Annotated in this window: 22 protein-coding genes; 12 read left to right on the top strand and 10 right to left on the bottom strand. The window is 71.8% G+C overall.

All coding sequences use genetic code 11. The features are described from left to right. Positions 1 to 41: 41 nt before the first annotated feature. The gene (locus AB4880_RS10465) at positions 42 to 857 is read right to left on the bottom strand and encodes a sigma-70 family RNA polymerase sigma factor (protein WP_367919170.1); all 816 of its coding nucleotides are present in this window, start codon (positions 855 to 857) and stop codon (positions 42 to 44) included. A 225-nt stretch (positions 858 to 1,082) separates the two neighbouring features. Between AB4880_RS10465 and AB4880_RS10460 the strand changes: the two genes are divergently transcribed. Together AB4880_RS10460 and AB4880_RS10455 are read left to right on the top strand one after the other, a co-directional pair. Next, positions 1,083 to 1,442: a hypothetical protein gene (locus tag AB4880_RS10460; protein ID WP_367919169.1), complete on the top strand. Its 360-nt coding sequence runs from the start codon at positions 1,083 to 1,085 to the stop codon at positions 1,440 to 1,442. 138 nt (positions 1,443 to 1,580) lie between these two features. Continuing rightward, the gene (locus AB4880_RS10455) at positions 1,581 to 2,315 is read left to right on the top strand and encodes a response regulator (protein ID WP_367919168.1); all 735 of its coding nucleotides are present in this window, start codon (positions 1,581 to 1,583) and stop codon (positions 2,313 to 2,315) included. 66 nt (positions 2,316 to 2,381) lie between these two features. Here the strand turns inward: AB4880_RS10455 and AB4880_RS10450 are convergent, their stop codons facing one another. The 8 genes from AB4880_RS10450 to AB4880_RS10415 all read right to left on the bottom strand — a co-directional run bounded on the left by AB4880_RS10450 (position 2,382) and on the right by AB4880_RS10415 (position 10,757). Continuing rightward, positions 2,382 to 4,643 (bottom strand): methyl-accepting chemotaxis protein, encoded by a 2,262-nt coding sequence (locus AB4880_RS10450; protein ID WP_367919167.1) that lies wholly within the window; start codon positions 4,641 to 4,643, stop codon positions 2,382 to 2,384. Next, the gene (locus AB4880_RS10445) at positions 4,640 to 5,101 is read right to left on the bottom strand and encodes a chemotaxis protein CheW (RefSeq protein WP_367919166.1); all 462 of its coding nucleotides are present in this window, start codon (positions 5,099 to 5,101) and stop codon (positions 4,640 to 4,642) included. The genes AB4880_RS10450 and AB4880_RS10445 overlap by 4 nt, the downstream gene beginning before the upstream one ends. Continuing rightward, positions 5,098 to 7,290: a chemotaxis protein CheW gene (locus AB4880_RS10440; protein WP_367919165.1), complete on the bottom strand. Its 2,193-nt coding sequence runs from the start codon at positions 7,288 to 7,290 to the stop codon at positions 5,098 to 5,100. Before AB4880_RS10440 ends, AB4880_RS10445 begins: the two co-directional genes overlap by 4 nt. Before the next feature lie 99 nt (positions 7,291 to 7,389). Further along, positions 7,390 to 7,638 carry a carbon storage regulator CsrA gene (gene csrA / locus AB4880_RS10435; RefSeq protein WP_367919164.1) on the bottom strand — a complete coding sequence of 83 codons (249 nt, stop codon included), beginning with the start codon at positions 7,636 to 7,638 and terminating at the stop codon, positions 7,390 to 7,392. A 17-nt stretch (positions 7,639 to 7,655) separates the two neighbouring features. Continuing rightward, entirely contained in the window at positions 7,656 to 8,051 is a 396-nt protein-coding gene (fliW, locus tag AB4880_RS10430) for a flagellar assembly protein FliW (protein ID WP_367919163.1), read from the bottom strand. Then, positions 8,048 to 8,938: a flagellar hook-associated protein FlgL gene (flgL, locus tag AB4880_RS10425; protein WP_367919162.1), complete on the bottom strand. Its 891-nt coding sequence runs from the start codon at positions 8,936 to 8,938 to the stop codon at positions 8,048 to 8,050. Before flgL ends, fliW begins: the two co-directional genes overlap by 4 nt. 14 nt (positions 8,939 to 8,952) lie before the next feature. Beyond that, a complete protein-coding gene (flgK, locus tag AB4880_RS10420; RefSeq protein WP_367919161.1) occupies positions 8,953 to 10,269 on the bottom strand; it encodes a flagellar hook-associated protein FlgK in 1,317 nt (438 codons plus the stop codon). After that, complete coding sequence (locus tag AB4880_RS10415) at positions 10,269 to 10,757, bottom strand: flagellar protein FlgN (protein WP_367919160.1); 489 nt, start codon at positions 10,755 to 10,757, stop codon at positions 10,269 to 10,271. Before AB4880_RS10415 ends, flgK begins: the two co-directional genes overlap by 1 nt. 226 nt (positions 10,758 to 10,983) lie before the next feature. Here AB4880_RS10415 and AB4880_RS10410 point away from each other — a divergent pair, with 226 nt between their 5' ends. The 5 genes from AB4880_RS10410 to AB4880_RS10390 all read left to right on the top strand — a co-directional run bounded on the left by AB4880_RS10410 (position 10,984) and on the right by AB4880_RS10390 (position 14,852). Continuing rightward, positions 10,984 to 11,805: a sigma-70 family RNA polymerase sigma factor gene (locus AB4880_RS10410; RefSeq protein ID WP_367919159.1), complete on the top strand. Its 822-nt coding sequence runs from the start codon at positions 10,984 to 10,986 to the stop codon at positions 11,803 to 11,805. A 103-nt stretch (positions 11,806 to 11,908) separates the two neighbouring features. Then, entirely contained in the window at positions 11,909 to 12,706 is a 798-nt protein-coding gene (locus tag AB4880_RS10405) for a flagellin N-terminal helical domain-containing protein (protein WP_367919158.1), read from the top strand. A gap of 84 nt (positions 12,707 to 12,790) precedes the next feature. Beyond that, a complete protein-coding gene (gene fliD, locus AB4880_RS10400) occupies positions 12,791 to 14,128 on the top strand; it encodes a flagellar filament capping protein FliD (RefSeq protein WP_367919157.1) in 1,338 nt (445 codons plus the stop codon). Between the two features lie 8 nt (positions 14,129 to 14,136). After that, positions 14,137 to 14,529, top strand: a complete 393-nt coding sequence (fliS, locus tag AB4880_RS10395; RefSeq protein WP_367919156.1) for a flagellar export chaperone FliS — start codon at positions 14,137 to 14,139, stop codon at positions 14,527 to 14,529. Next, a complete protein-coding gene (locus AB4880_RS10390) occupies positions 14,526 to 14,852 on the top strand; it encodes a hypothetical protein (RefSeq protein ID WP_367919155.1) in 327 nt (108 codons plus the stop codon). Before fliS ends, AB4880_RS10390 begins: the two co-directional genes overlap by 4 nt. 4 nt (positions 14,853 to 14,856) lie before the next feature. On the opposite strand, the gene AB4880_RS10385 is transcribed toward AB4880_RS10390, so the two are convergent. Beyond that, positions 14,857 to 15,936, bottom strand: coding sequence for a protein-glutamate methylesterase/protein-glutamine glutaminase (locus AB4880_RS10385; protein ID WP_367919154.1), 1,080 nt, complete (start codon positions 15,934 to 15,936; stop codon positions 14,857 to 14,859). 72 nt (positions 15,937 to 16,008) lie between these two features. Here AB4880_RS10385 and AB4880_RS10380 point away from each other — a divergent pair, with 72 nt between their 5' ends. Genes AB4880_RS10380 through AB4880_RS10360 form a run of 5 tightly spaced genes read left to right on the top strand, consistent with a single transcriptional unit; the run spans position 16,009 to position 18,593 of the window. Next, positions 16,009 to 16,866: a CheR family methyltransferase gene (locus tag AB4880_RS10380; protein ID WP_367919153.1), complete on the top strand. Its 858-nt coding sequence runs from the start codon at positions 16,009 to 16,011 to the stop codon at positions 16,864 to 16,866. A gap of 11 nt (positions 16,867 to 16,877) precedes the next feature. Further along, positions 16,878 to 17,258: a response regulator gene (locus AB4880_RS10375; protein WP_367919267.1), complete on the top strand. Its 381-nt coding sequence runs from the start codon at positions 16,878 to 16,880 to the stop codon at positions 17,256 to 17,258. After that, a complete protein-coding gene (locus AB4880_RS10370; RefSeq protein ID WP_367919152.1) occupies positions 17,255 to 17,731 on the top strand; it encodes a chemotaxis protein CheX in 477 nt (158 codons plus the stop codon). The genes AB4880_RS10375 and AB4880_RS10370 overlap by 4 nt, the downstream gene beginning before the upstream one ends. 9 nt (positions 17,732 to 17,740) lie before the next feature. Next, positions 17,741 to 18,100 (top strand): response regulator, encoded by a 360-nt coding sequence (locus tag AB4880_RS10365; protein WP_367919151.1) that lies wholly within the window; start codon positions 17,741 to 17,743, stop codon positions 18,098 to 18,100. A gap of 13 nt (positions 18,101 to 18,113) precedes the next feature. After that, positions 18,114 to 18,593 carry a hypothetical protein gene (locus AB4880_RS10360; RefSeq protein ID WP_367919150.1) on the top strand — a complete coding sequence of 160 codons (480 nt, stop codon included), beginning with the start codon at positions 18,114 to 18,116 and terminating at the stop codon, positions 18,591 to 18,593. Positions 18,594 to 18,820 lie beyond the last annotated feature (227 nt).

Here is an 18,820-nt window from a genome sequence, read left to right as displayed (position 1 = left end):
TCGGCGGACCGCCGTCGCGGTCTGGGTCGCCGCCCGCCCGATCAGGCGGCGACGTGCGGCTTGCTCCCCTTCCTGGCCCGCTCCGCGCCGACGGCGCGGCGCAGATCGGTGAAGATCCGCTGGAGCAGGCGGGAGACCTGGACCTGGGTGACACCGAGCGCGTCGGCGATCTCCTGCTGCGTGTACTGCTCGTAGAAGCGCATCTGCAGGATCCAGCGGTCACGGGGCTTGAGCTGGCGGCAGGCCGGCCCCAGCATGGCGACGGCCTCGCTGTGCTCGAAGCCCTCCTCCGCGCTCGGGAGCAGGTCGCCGAGCGGGCTCCCCGTCGCCGCCACCGGCTCGTCGAGCGAGGCGGTATGGGCCAGGTCGCCGCAGGCGAGAGCCTCCTCGACCTCCTCGACCGGGGCGTCGAGCTCCTCGGCGAGCTCACGGGCGGTCGGCGAGCGGCCGAGCAGCTGGGTGAGCTCCTCCTCGGCGGCGACCAGACGGGGCCGGATCTCCTGGATCCGCCGCGGCGGGCGCACCGCCCAGGCGGCCGAGCGGAAGTGCCGCTTCAGCTCACCCAGGATGCTCGGGACGGCGAACACCAGCAGGTCGTCGCCGCGCTCGGGGTCGAACGCCTGCACCGCCTTGGTGAGGGCGAGGCAGGCCACCTGCTCGAGCTCCTCGAGGCTCTGACCGCGGTTGCGGTAGCGCGCGGCGAGGGAGCGGGCGACGGGGATGTTGAGCACGATGACCTCGTCGAGCAGACGGTCGCGCTCGGATCGCGGGCACTCACGTGCCTGGGCGAGAAGAGCCGCCGTGCGCGCCTTGCGCTCGGCGGAGGGGACATTCTGACTTGCCTGTTGAGTTGACACGAAGAACTCCCGATGATCGGAAGTGTGTGGCGGTGGGCTTGGCCACGAGATCGTGATCCCGAACCTACCTCTTTTGCGGTAGCAAGGCCACCCGTATGAACTACGCCCCTCTGGTCACGACGGGTCACCCACGAGGGGACCGTGTTTCGCCATAACGCAAACGGACAAGGTGGGTTGTACTTGGGGAGGGCGCAACCGGCGCCCGGGGGATCGGTGGAGGTCGTGGTGGAGCAGATCGTGGTGGCGTTGAGCCCCTTCACCCGGCGCTGTCGATCGCTCCTCGTGAGCCACGTCGAGCAGGGCCTGCTCCGCGGCCTCGAGCCCGGCGAGCACGTCGTGGTGCACGATCCTGAGGCGGACGAGCACTTCACCGCGGTGGTCGCCGACCTCGACTTCGAGCTCGCCGACACGACGTACCGGCTCGAGCTCGGCACCCGGATCACCGAGACCGAGGCCGACGAGTGGCTCGAGCCGCCGATCGACGACGGCCGCCTCACCACCCAGGACATCGTGGCCCTGCTGGAGCAGCTGCGGCGCTCCGAGCGCGACGTCTCGGCGGCTCTCGCCGAGCTCCGCGCCCACTGATCCGGGGCCGCGCGAGGGCCTCGAAATCGTCCGATCGACCACGACGGACTAGTCCTTTCGGGCTACGGGTTACAAACCACCGGACCGACGTTGGCGTCCCTGCTGGTCCCGGGTGAGGTCCCGGGTGACAATCATCGGGTGGCAGCCCAGAACCCGATCCGCGTCTACATCGTCGACGACCACGAGGTCGTCCGCCGAGGCGTAGCGAGCCTCCTCGAGACCGACCCCGAGCTCGAGGTCGTCGGTCAGTCCGGCAGCGCGCAGGTGGCCCTGCGGGAGATCCTCGAGCTGCGCCCCGACATCGCCGTCCTCGACGCGAACCTCGCCGACGGCACCGGGGTCGACATCTGCCGCGAGATGCGGTCGGTCGACCCCAACATCAAGGGCCTGATCCTCACCACCTACGACGACCCGGACGCGATCTCCGCCGCCATCCTGGCCGGCGCGTCCGGCTACGTGCTGAAGAAGATCGAGGGCAACTCGCTCCTCAACGGCATCAAGCTCGTCGCCGGCGGCCACTCGCTCATCGACCCCGCCGTCGCCAGCCGCGTCGTGGAGCAGATGGAGATGCAGCGCAAGTCGCTCGACGTCGTCTGCGAGCTCACGCCGCAGCAGCGCAAGATCTTCTTCCTCATCGCCGAGGGCATGACCAACCGCCAGATCGCGGAGAAGCTCTACCTCGCCGAGAAGACCGTCAAGAACCACGTCACCGGGCTGCTCTCCCGCCTCGGCCTCCAGCACCGCACGCAGGCGGCGCTGCTCGCCGTACGGCTGCGGGGCGCCGACGGCGGCGCCGAGCCGGCCCCGATGCCCGCGCCGATGCAGGGCTCCGTGCCGGGCTCGATGCGCCAGCAGTACACCGCCGCGGGCTGAGTTCCCTCCCCCGCGTACGACGAACGCCCCACCGGCTCGGCCGGTGGGGCGTTCTCGTCGTGCGGCTCAGAGCGTGAAGCGCCCGACCAGCTCGCGCAGCTCACCGGCGATGCCGGTCAGCTCGGTCGCCGAGGTCAGCGTGTTCTGCGCGCCCTCGCGGGTGTCCGCCGCCGCGGTCGCGACCTGGGTGACGTCCTCGGCGATGCCGTTGGCGCCGGCCGCGGCCTCGGTGACCGAGCGGGCGATCTCGTTGGTGGTGGCGGTCTGCTCCTCCACCGCGGAGGCGATCGTCGACTGGATGTCGTTGATCTTCGCGATCACCTCGGCGATCCGGCTGATCGCGGACACCGCGCCCTGGGTGTCGCTCTGGATCGCCTCGATCTTCTGGCCGATCTCCTCGGTCGCCTTGGCGGTCTCCTTGGCCAGCTCCTTGACCTCGTTCGCGACGACCGCGAAGCCCTTGCCGGCGTCGCCGGCGCGGGCGGCCTCGATGGTCGCGTTGAGGGCGAGCAGGTTGGTCTGCTGGGCGATCGAGGTGATCACCTTGATGACCTGGCCGATCTCGGCGGAGGACTCGCCGAGCGAGGCGACGGTGCCCTGCGCCTCGGAGGCGACGGAGACGGCGTCGGTGGCGACGGTCGCGGCCTCGGTGGCGTTCTTCGCGATCTCGCGGATCGACGCGGTCATCTCCTCGGCGGCCGTCGCTACCGTCTGGATCGAGGCCGAGACCTGGACCGACGCGCTCGACGCGGACGCCGCACGGTCGGACGTCATCGAGGCGCCCTCGCCCATGCCCTCGGCCAGCGAGGTGAGCTGGTCGGCCGCGGCGGCGAGCGTCTCCGCCGTACCGCCGATATTGCCCATGCTCCCCCGCAGCGTGCCCATCAGCGCGCGCAGCCCGGTGGCCACCCGCCCGACGGCGTCGTCGCCGTCGATGTCGAGCGTGCGGGTCAGGTCGCCCTCGGCGGCGGCGGACACCAGGTCGAGGATCTGCTCCACCTTGGCGGCCAGGACGGCGGCCGCCTCGCGCTCCGCGGTCTCCTGGTGGATCCGGGTCAGCGCCTGCGACAGCAGCCGGCCGATGTTGCGCAGCGCCTCGAGCCGCTGCGGGCTCGGGTCGAGCGTCTCGGTCGCGAAGAAGTCCATGGTGCCGACGACCTCGCCGTCGACGAGGACCGGGAAGCAGATGCCCGACTTCACGCCGACCTGCTGGGCGACGGGCGCCCGCGAGCAGTCGGTCATCTCCCCGATGTCGGGGGTGAAGAAGAGGTCGCGACGGGCCCAGGCGCGGCCGGAGAGGCCGACGCCCTCGGCGAAGGAGGCCTCCAGGGTGACCCGGCGGAACTCCGGGCCGGCGTCGCCGGACTCGCGGTCGAACTTGAGCAGCCGGTCGGACGGGTCGACGGTCCAGTACGAGCCGTAGGCCCACCCGAACTCGTTGCGCACCGTGTCGAGCGTCGACTGCACGGCGGCGTCGGCGTTCTGGGCGGCGGCCAGCGACGACAGGATCTTGTTGACGGCGGTGGTGTCGGCGGCGGCCTCGGCCCGCTCGCGCTCGCTGCGGATCCGGTCGGTGATGACCTCCCAGGTGGCCATCGCGCCGACGTACTCGCCGTTGGTGTCGGTGATCGCGCTGACCAGCAGGTCGAGCGTCTGGTCGCCGACCTGGATGTCCGCGCGACGCGGCAGGTGCGAGGCGGTCTCCAGCAGACCGCGCTGGTAGGCGGGGTTCTTGTGGAAGACGTCGAGGCTGGAGCCGACGACGTCGTCGGCCTTCACCGGCAGGTGGCTCTCCAGCCCGCGCAGCGTCTCGAGCGACGCCGGGTTCATGTACTGGATGACGAAGTCGCGGTCGGCGAACATCATGTTCGTCGGGCTGTTCTCCATCATCGAGGCGGTGATCGCCATCTCGCGCTCGAGGCGCACCCGCTCGGTGACGTTCTCGAACACAACCAGCGCGCCGAGGTAGGCGCCGGACGCGTCGTGGATCGCGGTGAGGTGGGTGTCGTAGACGGTGAACTCGGACGTCACCCGGTCGGTCAGGGGCAGGTTCGTCGGCGTCGCGACGACGCTCGCACCGAGCTCCTCGTGGCTGTAGATCACCTCGAAGGAGGCACCCAGCAGCGTGTCCGGGTCGATCTCCGGGATGTCCGGCCCACCCGCGGCCAGCTCGCGCCGCGCGGTGCTGTTGATGTGGACCACGCGGTACTGCGGGTCGACGACGAAGGCGCCGACCGACATCGAGTCGTACAGCGAGTAGTCGACGGTCGCCGCGGGGCGCGGCGCCTTGCGTGCGGTCGTGGCGGCCGCGTCGAGGGTCTCGGTCACGGGTTTCCTCCGGGGTTGTCGGGTGCGGTCACCACATCGACCGCGCGATCTGCGTCGAGGACGAGCAGGATCGATTCGGGGAGGGGCCGGACGCCGCGGACGACGTCCTGCACCTCGCGGGGCATGGTGGAGGGCGCGGGCTGCGGCTCCACGCCTGCCGTGTCGATGACGTCGCCGATGTCGTCGACGAGGAGGCTGACCACCTCGCCGCGGCTGCGGACGATGACGTTCATCGGGAGCTGCTCGGCGTCCCTCGCGGGAAGGCCGAGCCGGACGCGCAGGTCGACCGCCGTGACGATCTGCCCACGCAGGTTGATCAGGCCGGTGACCGCCTCGTCCGCACACGGGACGGGCGTCATCGGCTGGTGCCGCAGCACCTCCTGCACCTCGTCGACGGCCACCCCGAAGAACAGGTCGTCGACCCAGAAGGTGCACAGCTGCTCGGTCGTCGCGGTCATGCGGGAACCCCCGATCGGGCGACGACGGCCGCCAGGTCGACCAGGTCGGTGACCCGGTCCTGGACGATGGCGCTGCCGGTGACGCCGACCCGGCTGCCCACCTGGCTGGCGGTGATCGCGACCTCGACGACGTCGAGGACCCGGTCGATCACGATGCCCACGGCGCCGGACGCGGCGCCCTCGCTCTCGTGGACGACGACGCTGATCTGGTCGCCCTGGTCGCTGGTGTCGGGCAGCCCGATCGCGGTCGCGAGCCGGACCAGCGGCAGCAGGCCGTCGCGGTACTGCACGACCTCCGCCGCGCCGCTGCGCTCCACGCGCGCCCGGTCGAACTCCTCGAGCCGGGCCACGGACGCCAGCGGCAGCGCCGCGCGCCGTCCGTCGGCGACCTCGAAGACGAGCAGCGCGGTCCGGTCGTCGTCGGCGCCGGCACGGGTGTCGGCGGCCTCGTCCGGTACGGCGCCCACGCCCGCGGTGGTCGCGATGCCGGCCACGTCGAGGATCAGCGCGACCCGGCCGTCGCCCATGATCGTGGCGCCGGCGTAGGTCTCGAGCCCCTTGAGCTGGCGGCCGATCGGCTTCACCACGATCTCCTGGGTGTCGTGGACGTCGGAGACGCACAGCCCGAACCGGACGTCGTCCGACTGCAGCACCACGACGGTGAGCGCCTCGGTCTGCTCCGCCGTGCCGCCGAGCGCCTCGGCGAGCGAGACCAGCGGCAGCAGCTTGCCGCGCAGCCGCAGGACCGGGGCGCCGGCGAGGTTCTGGACCTGGCGGCGCAGGTCGTCGCCCTCGATCCGGACCAGCTCGACCAGGTTGGCCTGCGGGATCGCGTACCGCTCGCCGCCCTCGCCCACGACCAGCGCGGGGATGATGGCCAGGGTCAGCGGGATCCGGACCCGGGTCGTCGTACCGACGCCGGGCTCGGACGAGACGTCGACGCTGCCGCCGATCCGCTCGATGTTGGTGCGGACGACGTCCATGCCGACGCCGCGGCCGGAGATGTTCGACACCGTCGCGGCGGTCGAGAAGCCGGGCCGGAAGATCAGGCCGAGCACGTCGCGGGTGTCCATCCGCGCGACCTGGTCGCGGGTGACGACACCACGCTCGATCGCCACGGCGGCGATCCGGTCCGGGTCGATGCCCTTGCCGTCGTCGGCGATCTCGACGACCACCTGGCCGGACTCGTGGTAGGCGCGCAGGCTGAGCGTGCCCTTCGCGGGCTTGCCGGCCGCACGTCGTACGTCGGGCGGCTCGATGCCGTGGTCGAGGGAGTTGCGCACCAGGTGGGTGAGCGGGTCCTTGACCGCCTCCAGCAGGCTGCGGTCGAGCTCGGTCTCGTGACCGTCCATCACCAGGTCGACCTCGCGGCCGAGCTGGTGGGACAGGTCGCGGACGACGCGCGGCAGCTTCGACCAGACCTGGCCGATCGGCTGCATGCGGGTCTTCATGACCGACTCCTGCAGCTCGCTGGCCACCAGGTCGAGACGCTGGCTGGCGCGCTGCAGCTCGATGTCGCTCGACAGCGAGCTGCGCTGCAGCAGCTGGTTGCGGGTGAGCACCAGCTCGCCGACCAGGTCGACGAGGTCGTCGAGGAGGTCGACGTCGACGCGCACCGAGGCGTCCACGACGGCCCGGCGCTCGACGCCGTCCCACTCCTTGGGGGCCTCGGGCTCGGGCTCGACGGCCGCGGGCTCGACGGCGGCGGGCTCGACGGCGGCGGGCTCGGCGTCGTACCGGACGTCTGCGTCGCTCTGCGGCGCTGCGGCGACCGTTTCGTCCGGTACGACCGGAGACTCGCCCGCCAGCAGTGCCTCGATGACCGCGACGACGGGTGCGACGTCGACGGCCGGGTCGGCGTCGGAGCCGCTGCGCTCGATGGCCTCGAGCAGCGCGCGCACGGTGTCGACCATGGTGAGCAGGCCCTCGGCGATCGGCGGCGTCATGACCGCCTCGCCGTCGCGCAGCCGGGACAGCAGGGTCTCCCCCACGTGGGTCAGCTGCTCGAGCCGCCCGAACGCGAGGAACCCGCTGGTCCCCTTGATCGTGTGAATCGTGCGGAAGATGCTCGAGAGCCGCTCCCGCGAGTCCGGCTGCCGCTCCAGCTCGACCAGGTCGCGGTCCAGCTGGTCGAGGTTCTCGTGGGACTCCACGAGGAACTCGGCGATGATCTCGGCGTCGTCGTCCACGCGCCCTCCTTCCGCTCCGCCGTCCTATCGGCGGCGGGCGGAGGGGGATGAGAGGCGGGGACGGAGTCGGGACCCGGTCCCGACGCCCCAGGATCGGGTCTAGTCGCGCGCGGTGCGCAGCGCCTCGCTGAGCGAGGCGAGGGCGGTCGGGGACGGCGACGCGGCGTCGGCGTTGGCGTCGGCGAGCTCGGCCAGCAGCTCGGCACGGTGGACGGCGACCGAGCGCGGGGCGTCGATGCCGATCCGGACGACGTCGCCGCGGACCTCGAGCACCGTCACGGTCACGGCGTCAGGAGAGCCGTCGCCGATGACGACGCTTTCGCCGACCCGGCGGGAGAGAACCAGCACGTGCGGAATCTATCGCGTCACGCCACCAGCGGCGCGGCGAGTGGCAGGTCGGCGTCCTCGAGGATGACCTGGCTCGCCCGGCGGGTGGTCGGGTTGACGACGAGGGGCGCACGGAGGTTGACGGTGGTGTCGGCCAGGGACGCGCCAGCGCGGACGACGAGCAGCACGAGCACGTCGCTGTCGCCGGAGATGCCCAGCTCGGCGGCGACCTCGTCGCCGATCTCCGGGGCGTAGTCCGGGTAGAACGGAGCGGGCGGGACGACCACGAACTGCAGGTCCTCGCTGTCGAGCGAGCGGAAGCCGTGCAGCACGCCGTCGTCGTCGAGCCGGACCAGCGCGAACCGGGCGTCGGCCGGGAATCCGGGCATCGGGTGTGCGAGCTCGATGACGGGGATGTCCATGGTGTCGATCATCGCAGGAAGTCGAGCAGGCTCGGCTGGATGACGCGCGAGGTCGACGCGAGCGCCGCCTGGTAGGCGACCTCCTGCATCTTCAGCGACACCGTGGTCTCGGCCAGGTCGGCGTTCTCGACGTTGCCCAGCTGGTTCTGCAGCGACATCTTGGTGTCGGTGGCGGCCTGGTCGGCCTGGTCGAGGCGTTGGTAGCGGGTGCCGGCGGCCGTGCGGGCCGCGGTGACCGTGTCCATCCGCTTGTTGAGGACGTCGACGGCGGCGCTGATGCCCGCCTGGTTGCCGGCCCGCAGCGCGGTGGAGAGCGCGTCGAGCTCGGCGAACACCGACGTCGCGCCGTCGCCGAAGACGGTCGGGCCGTCGACGTCGACCTTGACCACGACGCCGTCGGCGACCCGGCGGTTCACGTCGCCGACGATGCCGATGTAGTTGCCGCCGGCGTCGTAGGCCGCGGCGCCGGCGGTGACGCCGCCGAAGACCGGGCTGTCGAGGTACTTGGTGTTCGCCTGCGAGATGAGCTCCTTGCGCAGGCCGTCGATCTCGACCGCGATCGCGTCACGAGCCACCTGGCCGGACGACGACGCGTTGGCGCCCTGGAGCGCGAGGTCGCGGGCACGCCGCACGGTCGAGGTGACCGAGTCGAGCGAGGCGTCGATCCGGGTCAGCCAGCCGAGACCGTCCTGCGCGTTGCGCGAGAACTGCACCTGGTCCGACAGCGAGCTGCGCAGGCGCATCGCGGACGTCGTCCCGGTCGGGTTGTCGGAGGGCCGGTTGATGACCCGTCCGGTCGAGAGCTGCTCCTGCAGGCGCGCCATCCGGCTCAGGCCCTGCTGGAGGTTGCTCAGCGACCCCTCGGTCATCATCCGCTGGGTGACGCGGCCGATGCTCATGCTCTGGTTTCCCCCTATCGCCCGACGACGCCGGTGCGGTTGATCAGTGTGTCCAGGACCTCGTCGAGCGTGGTCATCAGTCGCGCGGCGGCCTGGTAGGACCGCTGGGCGGTGACCATGTTGACCGTCTCCTCGTCGAGGTTGACGCCGGCCAGCTGCTCCCACGCGTCGTCGAGCGACCCGGTGAGCGAGGCCTGGTTGGCGGTCTGCCGCTGCACCGCGGCGACCTGCGTGCCGAAGCCGTTGACCAGGCGCTGGTAGGACTCGGTGAACGTGCCGACGACGCTGAGCGCGTCGGCGTTGGCGCCGTCGCGGGCGCCACCGGTGACCGACGAGGCCGCCACCAGGGCGGGGTCGGTGATGGCGACCTGCAGGCTCTTGGCGCCCAGGGCCGGGTCGAAGCTGAAGAACGGACCGCCGGGGGCGCCCGCGGCGTCGAAGCCGAGTGCGTGCTGGCCGTTGACGGCGTTGACCAGGTCGGTCGCGACCGTGTCGAGCCCGGCCCGGTACGCCGGCAGCGTGGTCGTGAGCAGTGTCGTGACCGCGCCCACCGCGCCGCCGTACGTCGCGGCGGGGTCGATCGCGAAGGTGGTCGCGCTGTTGCCGTTGACCAGGCTGCTGCCCGCGACGCTGACGTCGAACTGGCCGTCGGCGCGGACCGTGGTGGTCGCGCCGGTCAGCTCGGACAGGCGCAGCGCGAGCTGGTCGCGGCGGTCGCGCAGGGTGCCCGCGTCGGTGCCGTTCTGCTCGGTGACCAGGATGCTGTGGTTGAGCGAGGCGAGATCGGCGGCAGCGGTGTTGACCTCGCTGACCAGGCTGTCGAGGTGGACCTGCTGGTCGGCCTCCTCGTTCGAGACGTTCGAGACCTGCACCCGCAGCGCCTGGGCGAGCGTCTCCGCGCGGCCGAGCACCTGCTGGCGGGCGGCCTCGCTGCCCGGGTTGTTGGCCAGGTCCTGCCACGCGCTGCGGAACTGCAGCATCGCGGCGTAGACGCCGTTCTCGCCGGGCTCGCCGATGCCCTCCTCGACGCGGCCCAGGACGGTCTGGGTGGTCTGCAGGTTGGTCAGCGTGGCGTGCTCGCGACGGACGCGGGCGTCGAGCAGCGGGTCGACCATGCGGCGCACCTCGCCGACCGCGACGCCCTCGCCGTGGCCGTCGTACCGCGACCACAGGGCGGGCGCCGCGCTGCTCACGGACTGGCCGACGACGCGGCGGCGCACGTAGCCGTCGGTGCTGGCGTTGGAGATGTTGTTGCCCGCGACGTCGAGCGCGACCTGGTTGTAGCGCAGGCCGGAGAGCGCGGTGCTGATCGAGCCGAAGGTCCCTGCCATCACAGGCTCCGGTCGAGCAGGTGGGCGCGGGGGGCGTCGACGACGGCGGTGCCGGCCGGGGTGTAGCTCGCCGTCGTCGTGCCGCCGATGGCGAGCAGGGTCTCGCGCGCCGAGCGGTAGCCGGCGGTGATCAGGCCCTTGGCGTCCTCGGAGGTCTCCGCGATCTCGCGGGCGATCGCGATCAGGCTGTCGCGGTGGTCGAGCAGGATCGCGCGCCACGGGTCCTCGGCGGCCTCGGCGAGCGCGGTGAGGGACGGGTTCGGCGTCAGGCCGACCTCCTCGGCCGCCTCGTCGGCGGCGGTCGCCCGGAGCACCTCGGTGGCGCGGAGGTCCTCCAACAGCGCCTCGAGCTCGTTCGTCGCGTTGACGAGCCAGCGGGTGCGGCCGCTGGCGAGAACCAGCCGCTCCACCTCGAGCTTGTACGCCAGCGCCTCCAGCATCTCGCGCTCGCGCCACAGAATCTGCGACAGCCTGTCCATCCCGATCATGGCGACGTGCTCCCCCGACCTCTCGTCGTTCCTCGTCGTTCGTCCGTTCACCTCTGCCCATCGCCCGGAGTCAAGAGAACTTGAGGGGTTCGGACGTTCGGTCAACCGAGGTGTGCACGGACGGACCACCGGAAACCGGGACCTGGGTCCCGTATTGGCGGACCGTTAGGCCCGTTCGGAGCCAAACCACTGCTATTCCGGTCGCCGGACCACGAGTCTCGTGCACGTGAACACCGAGACGGACGAGCTGATCACGACCCACATGCCTCTGGTCGGCCACATCGTGCGCGAGACGATGGGTCGGGTTCCCTCGCATGTCAGCCGCGACGACCTGACCTCCGCCGGGCTCACCGCCCTCGTGCTCGCCGCTCGGGCGTACGACGAGGAGCGCGGCGTCCCGTTCGACCGGTACGCCGCCCAGCGGATCCGCGGCGCGCTGCTCGACGAGCTCCGCTCGGTCGACTGGGCGTCCCGCTCGGTCCGCCGCCGGGCCCGCGACCTCGCCGAGACCCGCAGCCGTCTCGCCAACCTCCTCGGCCGCACCCCCACGGCGGCCGAGGTGGCCAACGCCGCCGGCATCAGCGAGGACGAGGTCGCCGCCAACGACGACGACGTCTCCCGCGCCCAGGTGCTGTCCCTGCAGGGCACCAGCGCGACCCCGATCGAGGAGCTGATCGCGACCCGGGCGCCGTCCCCGGAGGAGCTGGTCGAGCACACCGAGCGGCTCACCTACCTGCGCGAGGCGATCGAGGAACTGCCCGAGCGACTGCGGGTCGTCGTCCAGGACTATTTCTTCAGCGAGCGGCCGATGGCCGACATCGCCGCCGACCTCGGCGTCACCGACTCCCGGATCTCGCAGATGCGCGCCGAGGCGCTCGCCCTGCTCCGGGACGCGCTCAACCACGCGCTCGAGCCGGCCCTGGTCAAGCAGACCGGCAAGAGCGGCGGTGTCGCGCAGCGCCGCCGCGAGTCGTACTTCGCGGCCGTCGCCGCCCGGCACGCGCACGGCGTGCAGCGGCCGGCGCCGGTGCCGCTCGCGGTGGGTTGAGAAAAACCTCTCAGGCTTGGTGATCGCGTACCGATCACCACCCCGACGGGCGACCACGGATGGTCACCCGAACAGCGACCTTTAGTTCCAGGAGGGAAATATCATGGGTCTTCGCATCAACCAGAACATCGAGGCGACCAACGCGTACCGCAACCTGTCGGTCACGCAGAACCAGCTCTCGAAGTCCATGGAGAAGCTGTCCTCGGGCTTCCGGATCAACCGTGCCGCCGACGACGCCGCCGGCCTCGCCATCTCCGAGGGCCTGCGCTCCCAGGTCGGTGGCCTCAAGGTCGCCGTCCGCAACGCTCAGGACGGCATCTCGGTCGCGCAGACGGCTGAAGGTGCGCTCACCGAGGTCCACTCGATGCTGCAGCGCATCAACGACCTCGCCGTCCAGTACGCCAACGGCACCCAGAACACCGACTCGCAGGCCGCCATCGAGGCCGAGGTCACCGAGCTGGGCAACGAGATCACCCGGATCAAGACCAACACCAAGTTCAACGGCGTCGACCTCTTCGGCGGCACCGCGCTGGACTTCCAGGTCGGCTACGACACCGCGGACAAGATCACGATCTCCGCCACGGCTCTCGCGGACTTCACCACCTCCGTCGGCACCCTGACCGCCGCCGGCGGCAGCAACGCCGTCCAGACCGCGATCACCGCCGTCTCGACCCAGCGTGCCGAGCTCGGTGCCGTGCAGAACCGCTTCGAGCACACCATCAACAACGTCAACGTCGCGATCGAGAACCTGTCGGCCTCCGAGTCGCGGATCCGCGACACCGACATGGCCCAGGAGATGATGAGCCTCACCCGCTCGCAGATCCTCTCCCAGGCCGGTACCGCGATGCTCGCCCAGGCCAACTCGGCCCCGAACGGCGTGCTCCAGCTGCTCCGCGGCTGATCGCTCGTACCAGCACTCTGCACCTCATGAGCGCCGGCGGACCAGTCGGTCCGTCGGCGCTCGTGCACTTTCAGGAGGACGACCATGGCAGCGACCAGCAGCATCGGCGGTCTGGCCAGCGGCCTGAACACGGCCGACATCATCAACCAGCTCATGCAGCTGGAGGCGCTGCCCCAGACGAAGCTGAAGACCCAGGTCAGCACCGAGCAGAGCCGGCTCAGTGCCCTGCAGAAGCTGAACAACACGCTGCAGACCCTGGCCGCGTCGACGAAGGGCCTGCAGTCCACGACGTCCGGCGCCTGGGCCACGCTCGCCGCCACCTCCAGCAACGCCGCCGTCGCCGTCACCGCCACCAGCGCCGCGACGCCCGCTGACCTCTCGATCACGATCGGGCAGACCGCGCTCACCCACCGGCTGTCCTTCGCCGATGCGCACGCCCGCACCGACGTCGTCACCGGCGCCTCCACCAACGTGCTGCTCAAGCGCGCCGGACAGGCCGACGTCCAGATCGACACCGCCCACGGCACCCTCGACGAGCTCGCCACGGCGATCAACGCGGCCGGCGCCGGCGTCCGGGCGACGCTCGTGCGCACCGGCGCCGCGGGCGGCACCGACCAGTACCGCCTCCTCGTCGAGTCGACCGCCACCGGCGACGCCCAGACCTTCGATCTCACCGACTCCGCCGGTGCCTCCCTGCTCGGCGGCTCCGCCGTCCGCGCCGGACGTGACGCGAGCATCGAGATCGGCGGCATCACCGCCACCTCGACGTCCAACACCTTCACGGGCGTCGTCCCCGGCGTGACGATCACGCTCGGCGCGGCAGCCACCGGCACCGCGGAGATCTCGATCAGCCGCGACGCCGCGACCCGCTCCGCCTCGGTGAAGTCGATGGTCGACGACGTCAACGCACTCATCGTCACGATCGGCGGACTCACCTCGACCAGCACGACCGGCAAGGGCGTGCTCGCCGGCGACGGGACGCTGCGCCAGGTCGCGAGCAGCCTGCAGAACGCGGTCTACCCGACCGACAACACCACGCTCGCGACGTACGGCATCCAGACCGACCGCTACGGCAAGCTCACCTTCGACGCCACCAAGTTCGCCACGGCGTACGCCGCCGACCCGGCCGCCACGATGGCCGCGATCACCGGGCCCCACGGCTTCGCCTCCCGGATGCAGAAGGCCGCCGAGGCGGCGAGCGACAAGTACGAGGGCGTCGTCTCGCAGGCGATCACCAGCCGCACCGCGAACGTGGACCGACTCAACGACGGCATCGCCCGCTGGGACGACCGGCTCGAGCTGCGGCGTGCCGCGCTCGAACGGCAGTACACGGCGCTCGAGACCGCCCTCTCCCAGCTGCAGGGCCAGTCCTCGTGGCTGTCCAGCCAGCTCACCGCCCTCTCCAACCAGACCAGCTCGTGAGGACCCTCATGTACGCCAGTCACTCCGTACGCAGCGCGCAGTCCGCCTACCGCGACAACGCGGTCGCCACGGCGTCCCCCGCCCGCCTCCTCGTGATGCTGGTGGAGCGGCTCGTCCTCGACATCGAGCGCGGGCTCGTCGCCCAGCAGGCCGAGGACTGGCCCCAGGCCCACCAGCACCTGCTCCACGCCCAGGACGTCGTCGTCGAGCTCGAGTCCAGCCTGGACGTCGACAAGATGCCGGCCGGACGCCAGCTCGCGTCGCTGTACGAGTTCCTGCGCGGCCACCTGGTGCTCGGCAACGTCCGCCGCGACGCCCACGTCACCCACGAGGCGCTCACCATCGCGCGCCAGCTGTGCGACACCTGGCGCCAGGCCGCGATGGCGGCGGCGGTCTCATGACCAGCCCGGAGAGCCCGGAGCGGCCGGCCTCCTGGACCGAGGCCCTGGACCGGCTCGAGGCGCACGCCGACCGCGCCGAGCAGATGCTGCGCGGCGCCTCCGCCGCCCCCGCTCCCCCGCCGTGGCAGCCGCCGGCCGATCTCGGCCCGCTGCCGAACGAGCTGGTCCCCCGCGCCCGGATGCTCCTCGCCCGCCAGCAGCGGTTGATGGCGGCGATCCCCGGAGCGCTCTCCGAGAACCGCCGTCAGCAGCGGGTCGCCGACCGCGTCGTCGACGCCGCCGCGGCCGCGGTGACGCCGGTCTATCTCGACGTCACGGCGTAGCCGCTCAGGCCGCGCGCGACCCGCGCACCGCGGTCACCAGCCGGTCGGCCAGTCGGTCCAGCGGCAGGATGTCGTCGGCGAGACCCGCTCCGGCGACGGCGCCGGGCATCCCCCACACCACCGAGCTCTCCTCGTCCTGGACCAGGATCCGGCCGCCCGCGTCGGCGAGCAGACGCGCGCCGGCGAGACCGTCCTGGCCCATGCCGGTGAGGACGGCGGCGAGCGTGCCGCCGCCGTACACCTCGCGGGCGGAGCGGAAGAGGACGTCGACCGCCGGCCGACAGAAGTTCTCCTGCGGGCCCTGGTCGAGCGCGACCCGGACCACGCCGGCCGAGCGCCGTACCCGCAGGTGGTGGTCGCCCGGGGCGATGAGCACCTCACCGGGCACGACGGTGTCGCCGTCCGCGGCCTCGCGGACGTGGAGACCCGACAGCTTGTCGAGCCGCTGCGCCAGCATCGCCGTGAACACCGGCGGCATGTGCTGGACGACCAGCACCGGGACGCCGAGGTCGCTGGGCAGCCGCGGCAGCAGCCGGGCGAGCGCGTCGGGGCCACCGGTCGAGCAGCCGATGAGCAGCGCGTCGACCCGCGAGACCGCGGTCTTCGGGCGCTCCCGGCGCGGGACGGCCGCGGGGCGCGGGGTCGCGCTCGCCGTACTGCCGGGCGTGAGCTTGCGGATCCCCGCGAGGGCGCGGATCCGGGGCACCAGCTGGTCGCGGATCGCGGCGATCCCGTCGGCGATCTGCCCGGTGTTCGACGGCTTCGTGACGTAGTCGGACGCGCCGCGCGAGAGCGCGTCGAGCGTCGCGCTCGCGCCCCGCTCGGTCAGCGTCGAGAACATGATGACCGGCAGCCGCGGCTGCATCTCCCGGATCTGGGTCAGCGCGCCGAGCCCGTCCAGGTGGGGCATCTCGATGTCGAGCGTGACCACGTCGGGCCGCAGCTCGCCGACCATCCGGACCGCCTCGAGACCGTCGCGGGCCACGCCCGCCACCTCGATGTCAGGGGCCTGGACGAGCGCCGCCGTGACCAGCCGTCGTACCAATGCCGAGTCGTCGACGACGAGCACCTTGATCTTCGTCACGGGTCCCCCATCGGCCCGACCCGCTGCGGCCTGAGGGCTCAGGACCGCCCGTGGGCCGCCGATGGAAGCGGCATGACCGGCTCCACCGCCTTCGCGTCCGTATCGGCATTGGTCCGCCGCGAGACGTCGATGATCTACGACGAGGGCAAGGAGTATCTGGTCGAGGCCCGGCTCAACCCGCTCGCCGCCGCGCGCGGCCTCGGGCTCGAGGAGTACGTCGCGCGCCTGGCCTTCGACGCCGAGGAGCGGCGCAAGGTCATCGACGCGCTGACCATCAACGAGACCAGCTGGTTCCGCGACCACACGCCGTACCAGGCCTTCACCGACGCGATGCTGCCCCCGCTCCTCAACGCCCGCGCCCCGCAGCGCCGGCTGCGGATCTGGAGCGCCGCCTGCTCCAGCGGCCAGGAGGCCTACTCGATCGCGATGCTGCTCGACCAGCACCTGCCGGCCGGCTGGGACTACGAGATCGTCGCCACCGACATCTCCACCCAGATGCTCGAGCGGGTGCGTGCCGGGCGGTACAGCCAGGTCGAGGTCAACCGCGGCCTGCCCGCCACCAGCCTGGTCCGCTACTTCACCCGCGCCGGCCGCGACTGGGAGATCGCCGAGCGGCTGCGCGAGCGGGTCACCGTCAAGCACCTCAACCTCGCGGCGCCGTACCTGGGGCTCGGGACGTTCGACGTGATCTGGCTCCGCAACGTGCTCATCTACTTCGACGCCGCCACCAAGGCCGACATCCTGCGGCGGATGCTGCCGATGCTCGCCCCCGACGGCTACCTGCTGCTCGGCTCGTCCGAGACCACGCTCGACCTGCCCACCGACCTCGCCGCCGCCTGGCAGCGCGAGCAGATCGGCCGCGTGCCGGCGTACCGCCGCGCCTCGGCGCTCTCCACCACCCCGTCCGTCCTCACCAGCACAGGAGCCTGACCGTGCGCGCGATGATCATCGACGACTCCCGGGCCATGCGGAGCATCCTGCGCCGCATCGTCACGGACCTGGACTTCGAGACGGCCGAGGCCGAGCACGGCCAGGCCGCGCTGGACCAGATGCGGGCCGGCGTCGTACCGGACGTGTGCCTGGTCGACTGGAACATGCCCGTCATGGACGGCTACACCTTCATCACCGAGGTGCGCGCGAACCCCGAGTGGCGCGACATCACGCTGATGATGGTCACCACCGAGAGCGAGCAGCGCCAGATCGTGCGTGCCCTCGCCGCCGGCGCCCACGAGTACGTCATCAAGCCGTTCACACCCGACGCCATCGTCGACAAGCTCGCCCTGCTCGGCCTCCTGCCCGAGGGACACGGGGTGAACGCATGAGCGCCGCCGCCGTCGAGACCCCCGCGCCGGACGACGTCCTCGCCGTCACCGAGGACGTCTGGGTCGCCCTGCTCGGCGACGACGATCCACTACTCCCCCGCGTCGCCCCGGACGGCGCCGCCTTCGACGCCACCGGCCCCTGGTCGGCCGCCACCACCGTCAGCGGCGGCTGGCAGGGCGTCGTCACCGTCGAGCTCGACGACACCGCCGCCCGCTCGCTCACCGCCCGGATGCTCGACCTGCCGCCCGGCCTGGACGCCGTCGACGGCGACATCGCGGACGCCGTCGGCGAGCTGGTCAACATGGTCGGCGGCAACATCAAGAGCCTGATGCCCGGCCCCAGCGTGCTGTCGCTGCCCTCGGTCGCCGCCGGTCGCGCCGCCTTCGCGAGCGACGTCCGCGAAGCCTCCCGCCTCGACCTCGCCTGGCGCGGCTCTCCCGTCCGCGTCTCCGTTCACGTCCCTGTTTCCTGAGGAGCCCCCATGAAGATCCTGATCGCCGACGACAGCCGGGTCATGCGGCAGATCGTGATCCGCACCCTGCGCCAGGCCGGCCACGGCGGCCACGACATCGTCGAGGCCGAGAACGGCCGCCAGGCGCTCGAGATGGTCCAGACCGAGGCGCCCGACCTGGTCCTCTCGGACTGGAACATGCCCGAGATGAACGGCATCGACTGCCTCACCGCCCTGCGCGCCTCCGGCTCCACCGTCGCCTTCGGCTTCGTCACCTCCGAGGGCTCCGACGAGATGCGCCAGCGCGCGGACGCCGCCGGCGCCGCCTTCCTCATCGCCAAGCCGTTCACCCCGGAGGCGTTCGACGACGCGCTCCGCGGCGTCCTCTGAGGGGCCCGGAACCATGCCCGTCCACCTTCCCCTGCCCAAGCAGCTGCGCGACCTCCTCGCCGACCTCCTCGGCCGCGAGGTCTCGCTCGAGCCCGCCCCGCCGTACGCCCCCGGCCCGGACACGCCCGCCTCGGTCGCCGTCTACGTCGACGACAGCCTGCGGATCTCGGCCCTCATCGCCTGCGACCTCGCCTTCTCGGCGTACGCCGGCGCGGCCCTCGGCCTCGTGCCCCCGGGCGGCGCCCAGGCGGCCGTCGACGACGGCAAGCTCACCGACACGCTCTCGGAGAACCTCTACGAGGTCCTCAACATCGCCGCCTCGATGTTCAACGTCGCCGGCGCGGACCACCTGCGCCTGCACGCGCTGCACCCCGCCGGACCGCCGCTCGACCCGCAGCTGCGGATCAGCACGCTCACGCTCGGGCGGCGGGAGGATCTGCGGGTGGAGGTCGGTGGGTACGGGGCTGGCTCGCTCTCCATCGTCCTGCTCTGAGGCTTCTCGCGGTGGGCGGGGCGCCAGGTCCTTTTATCGATGGCGTGGTGGCGCGCCGCGGTGGTTGAGGTGGTGGGTTGCGGTCGCCTGTTGCTTTGCGGTGGCTGCCGGTACACCCCTGTCCCGCGGTGAGTGAGTTGATGCTCGGCTTAGCGGCTCATGTTCGGAGTGGGTGGGTGCCTCGGTGGTCGACCCGGAATCGGAAGCCGTTGGGGCTGGTCCAGGCA

Origin of the sequence: Nocardioides ginsengisoli (assembly GCF_039537225.1) — a bacterium.
GTDB classification, from domain to species: domain Bacteria; phylum Actinomycetota; class Actinomycetes; order Propionibacteriales; family Nocardioidaceae; genus Nocardioides; species Nocardioides ginsengisoli.
This window is presented reverse-complemented; position numbering and strand designations above follow the sequence as displayed.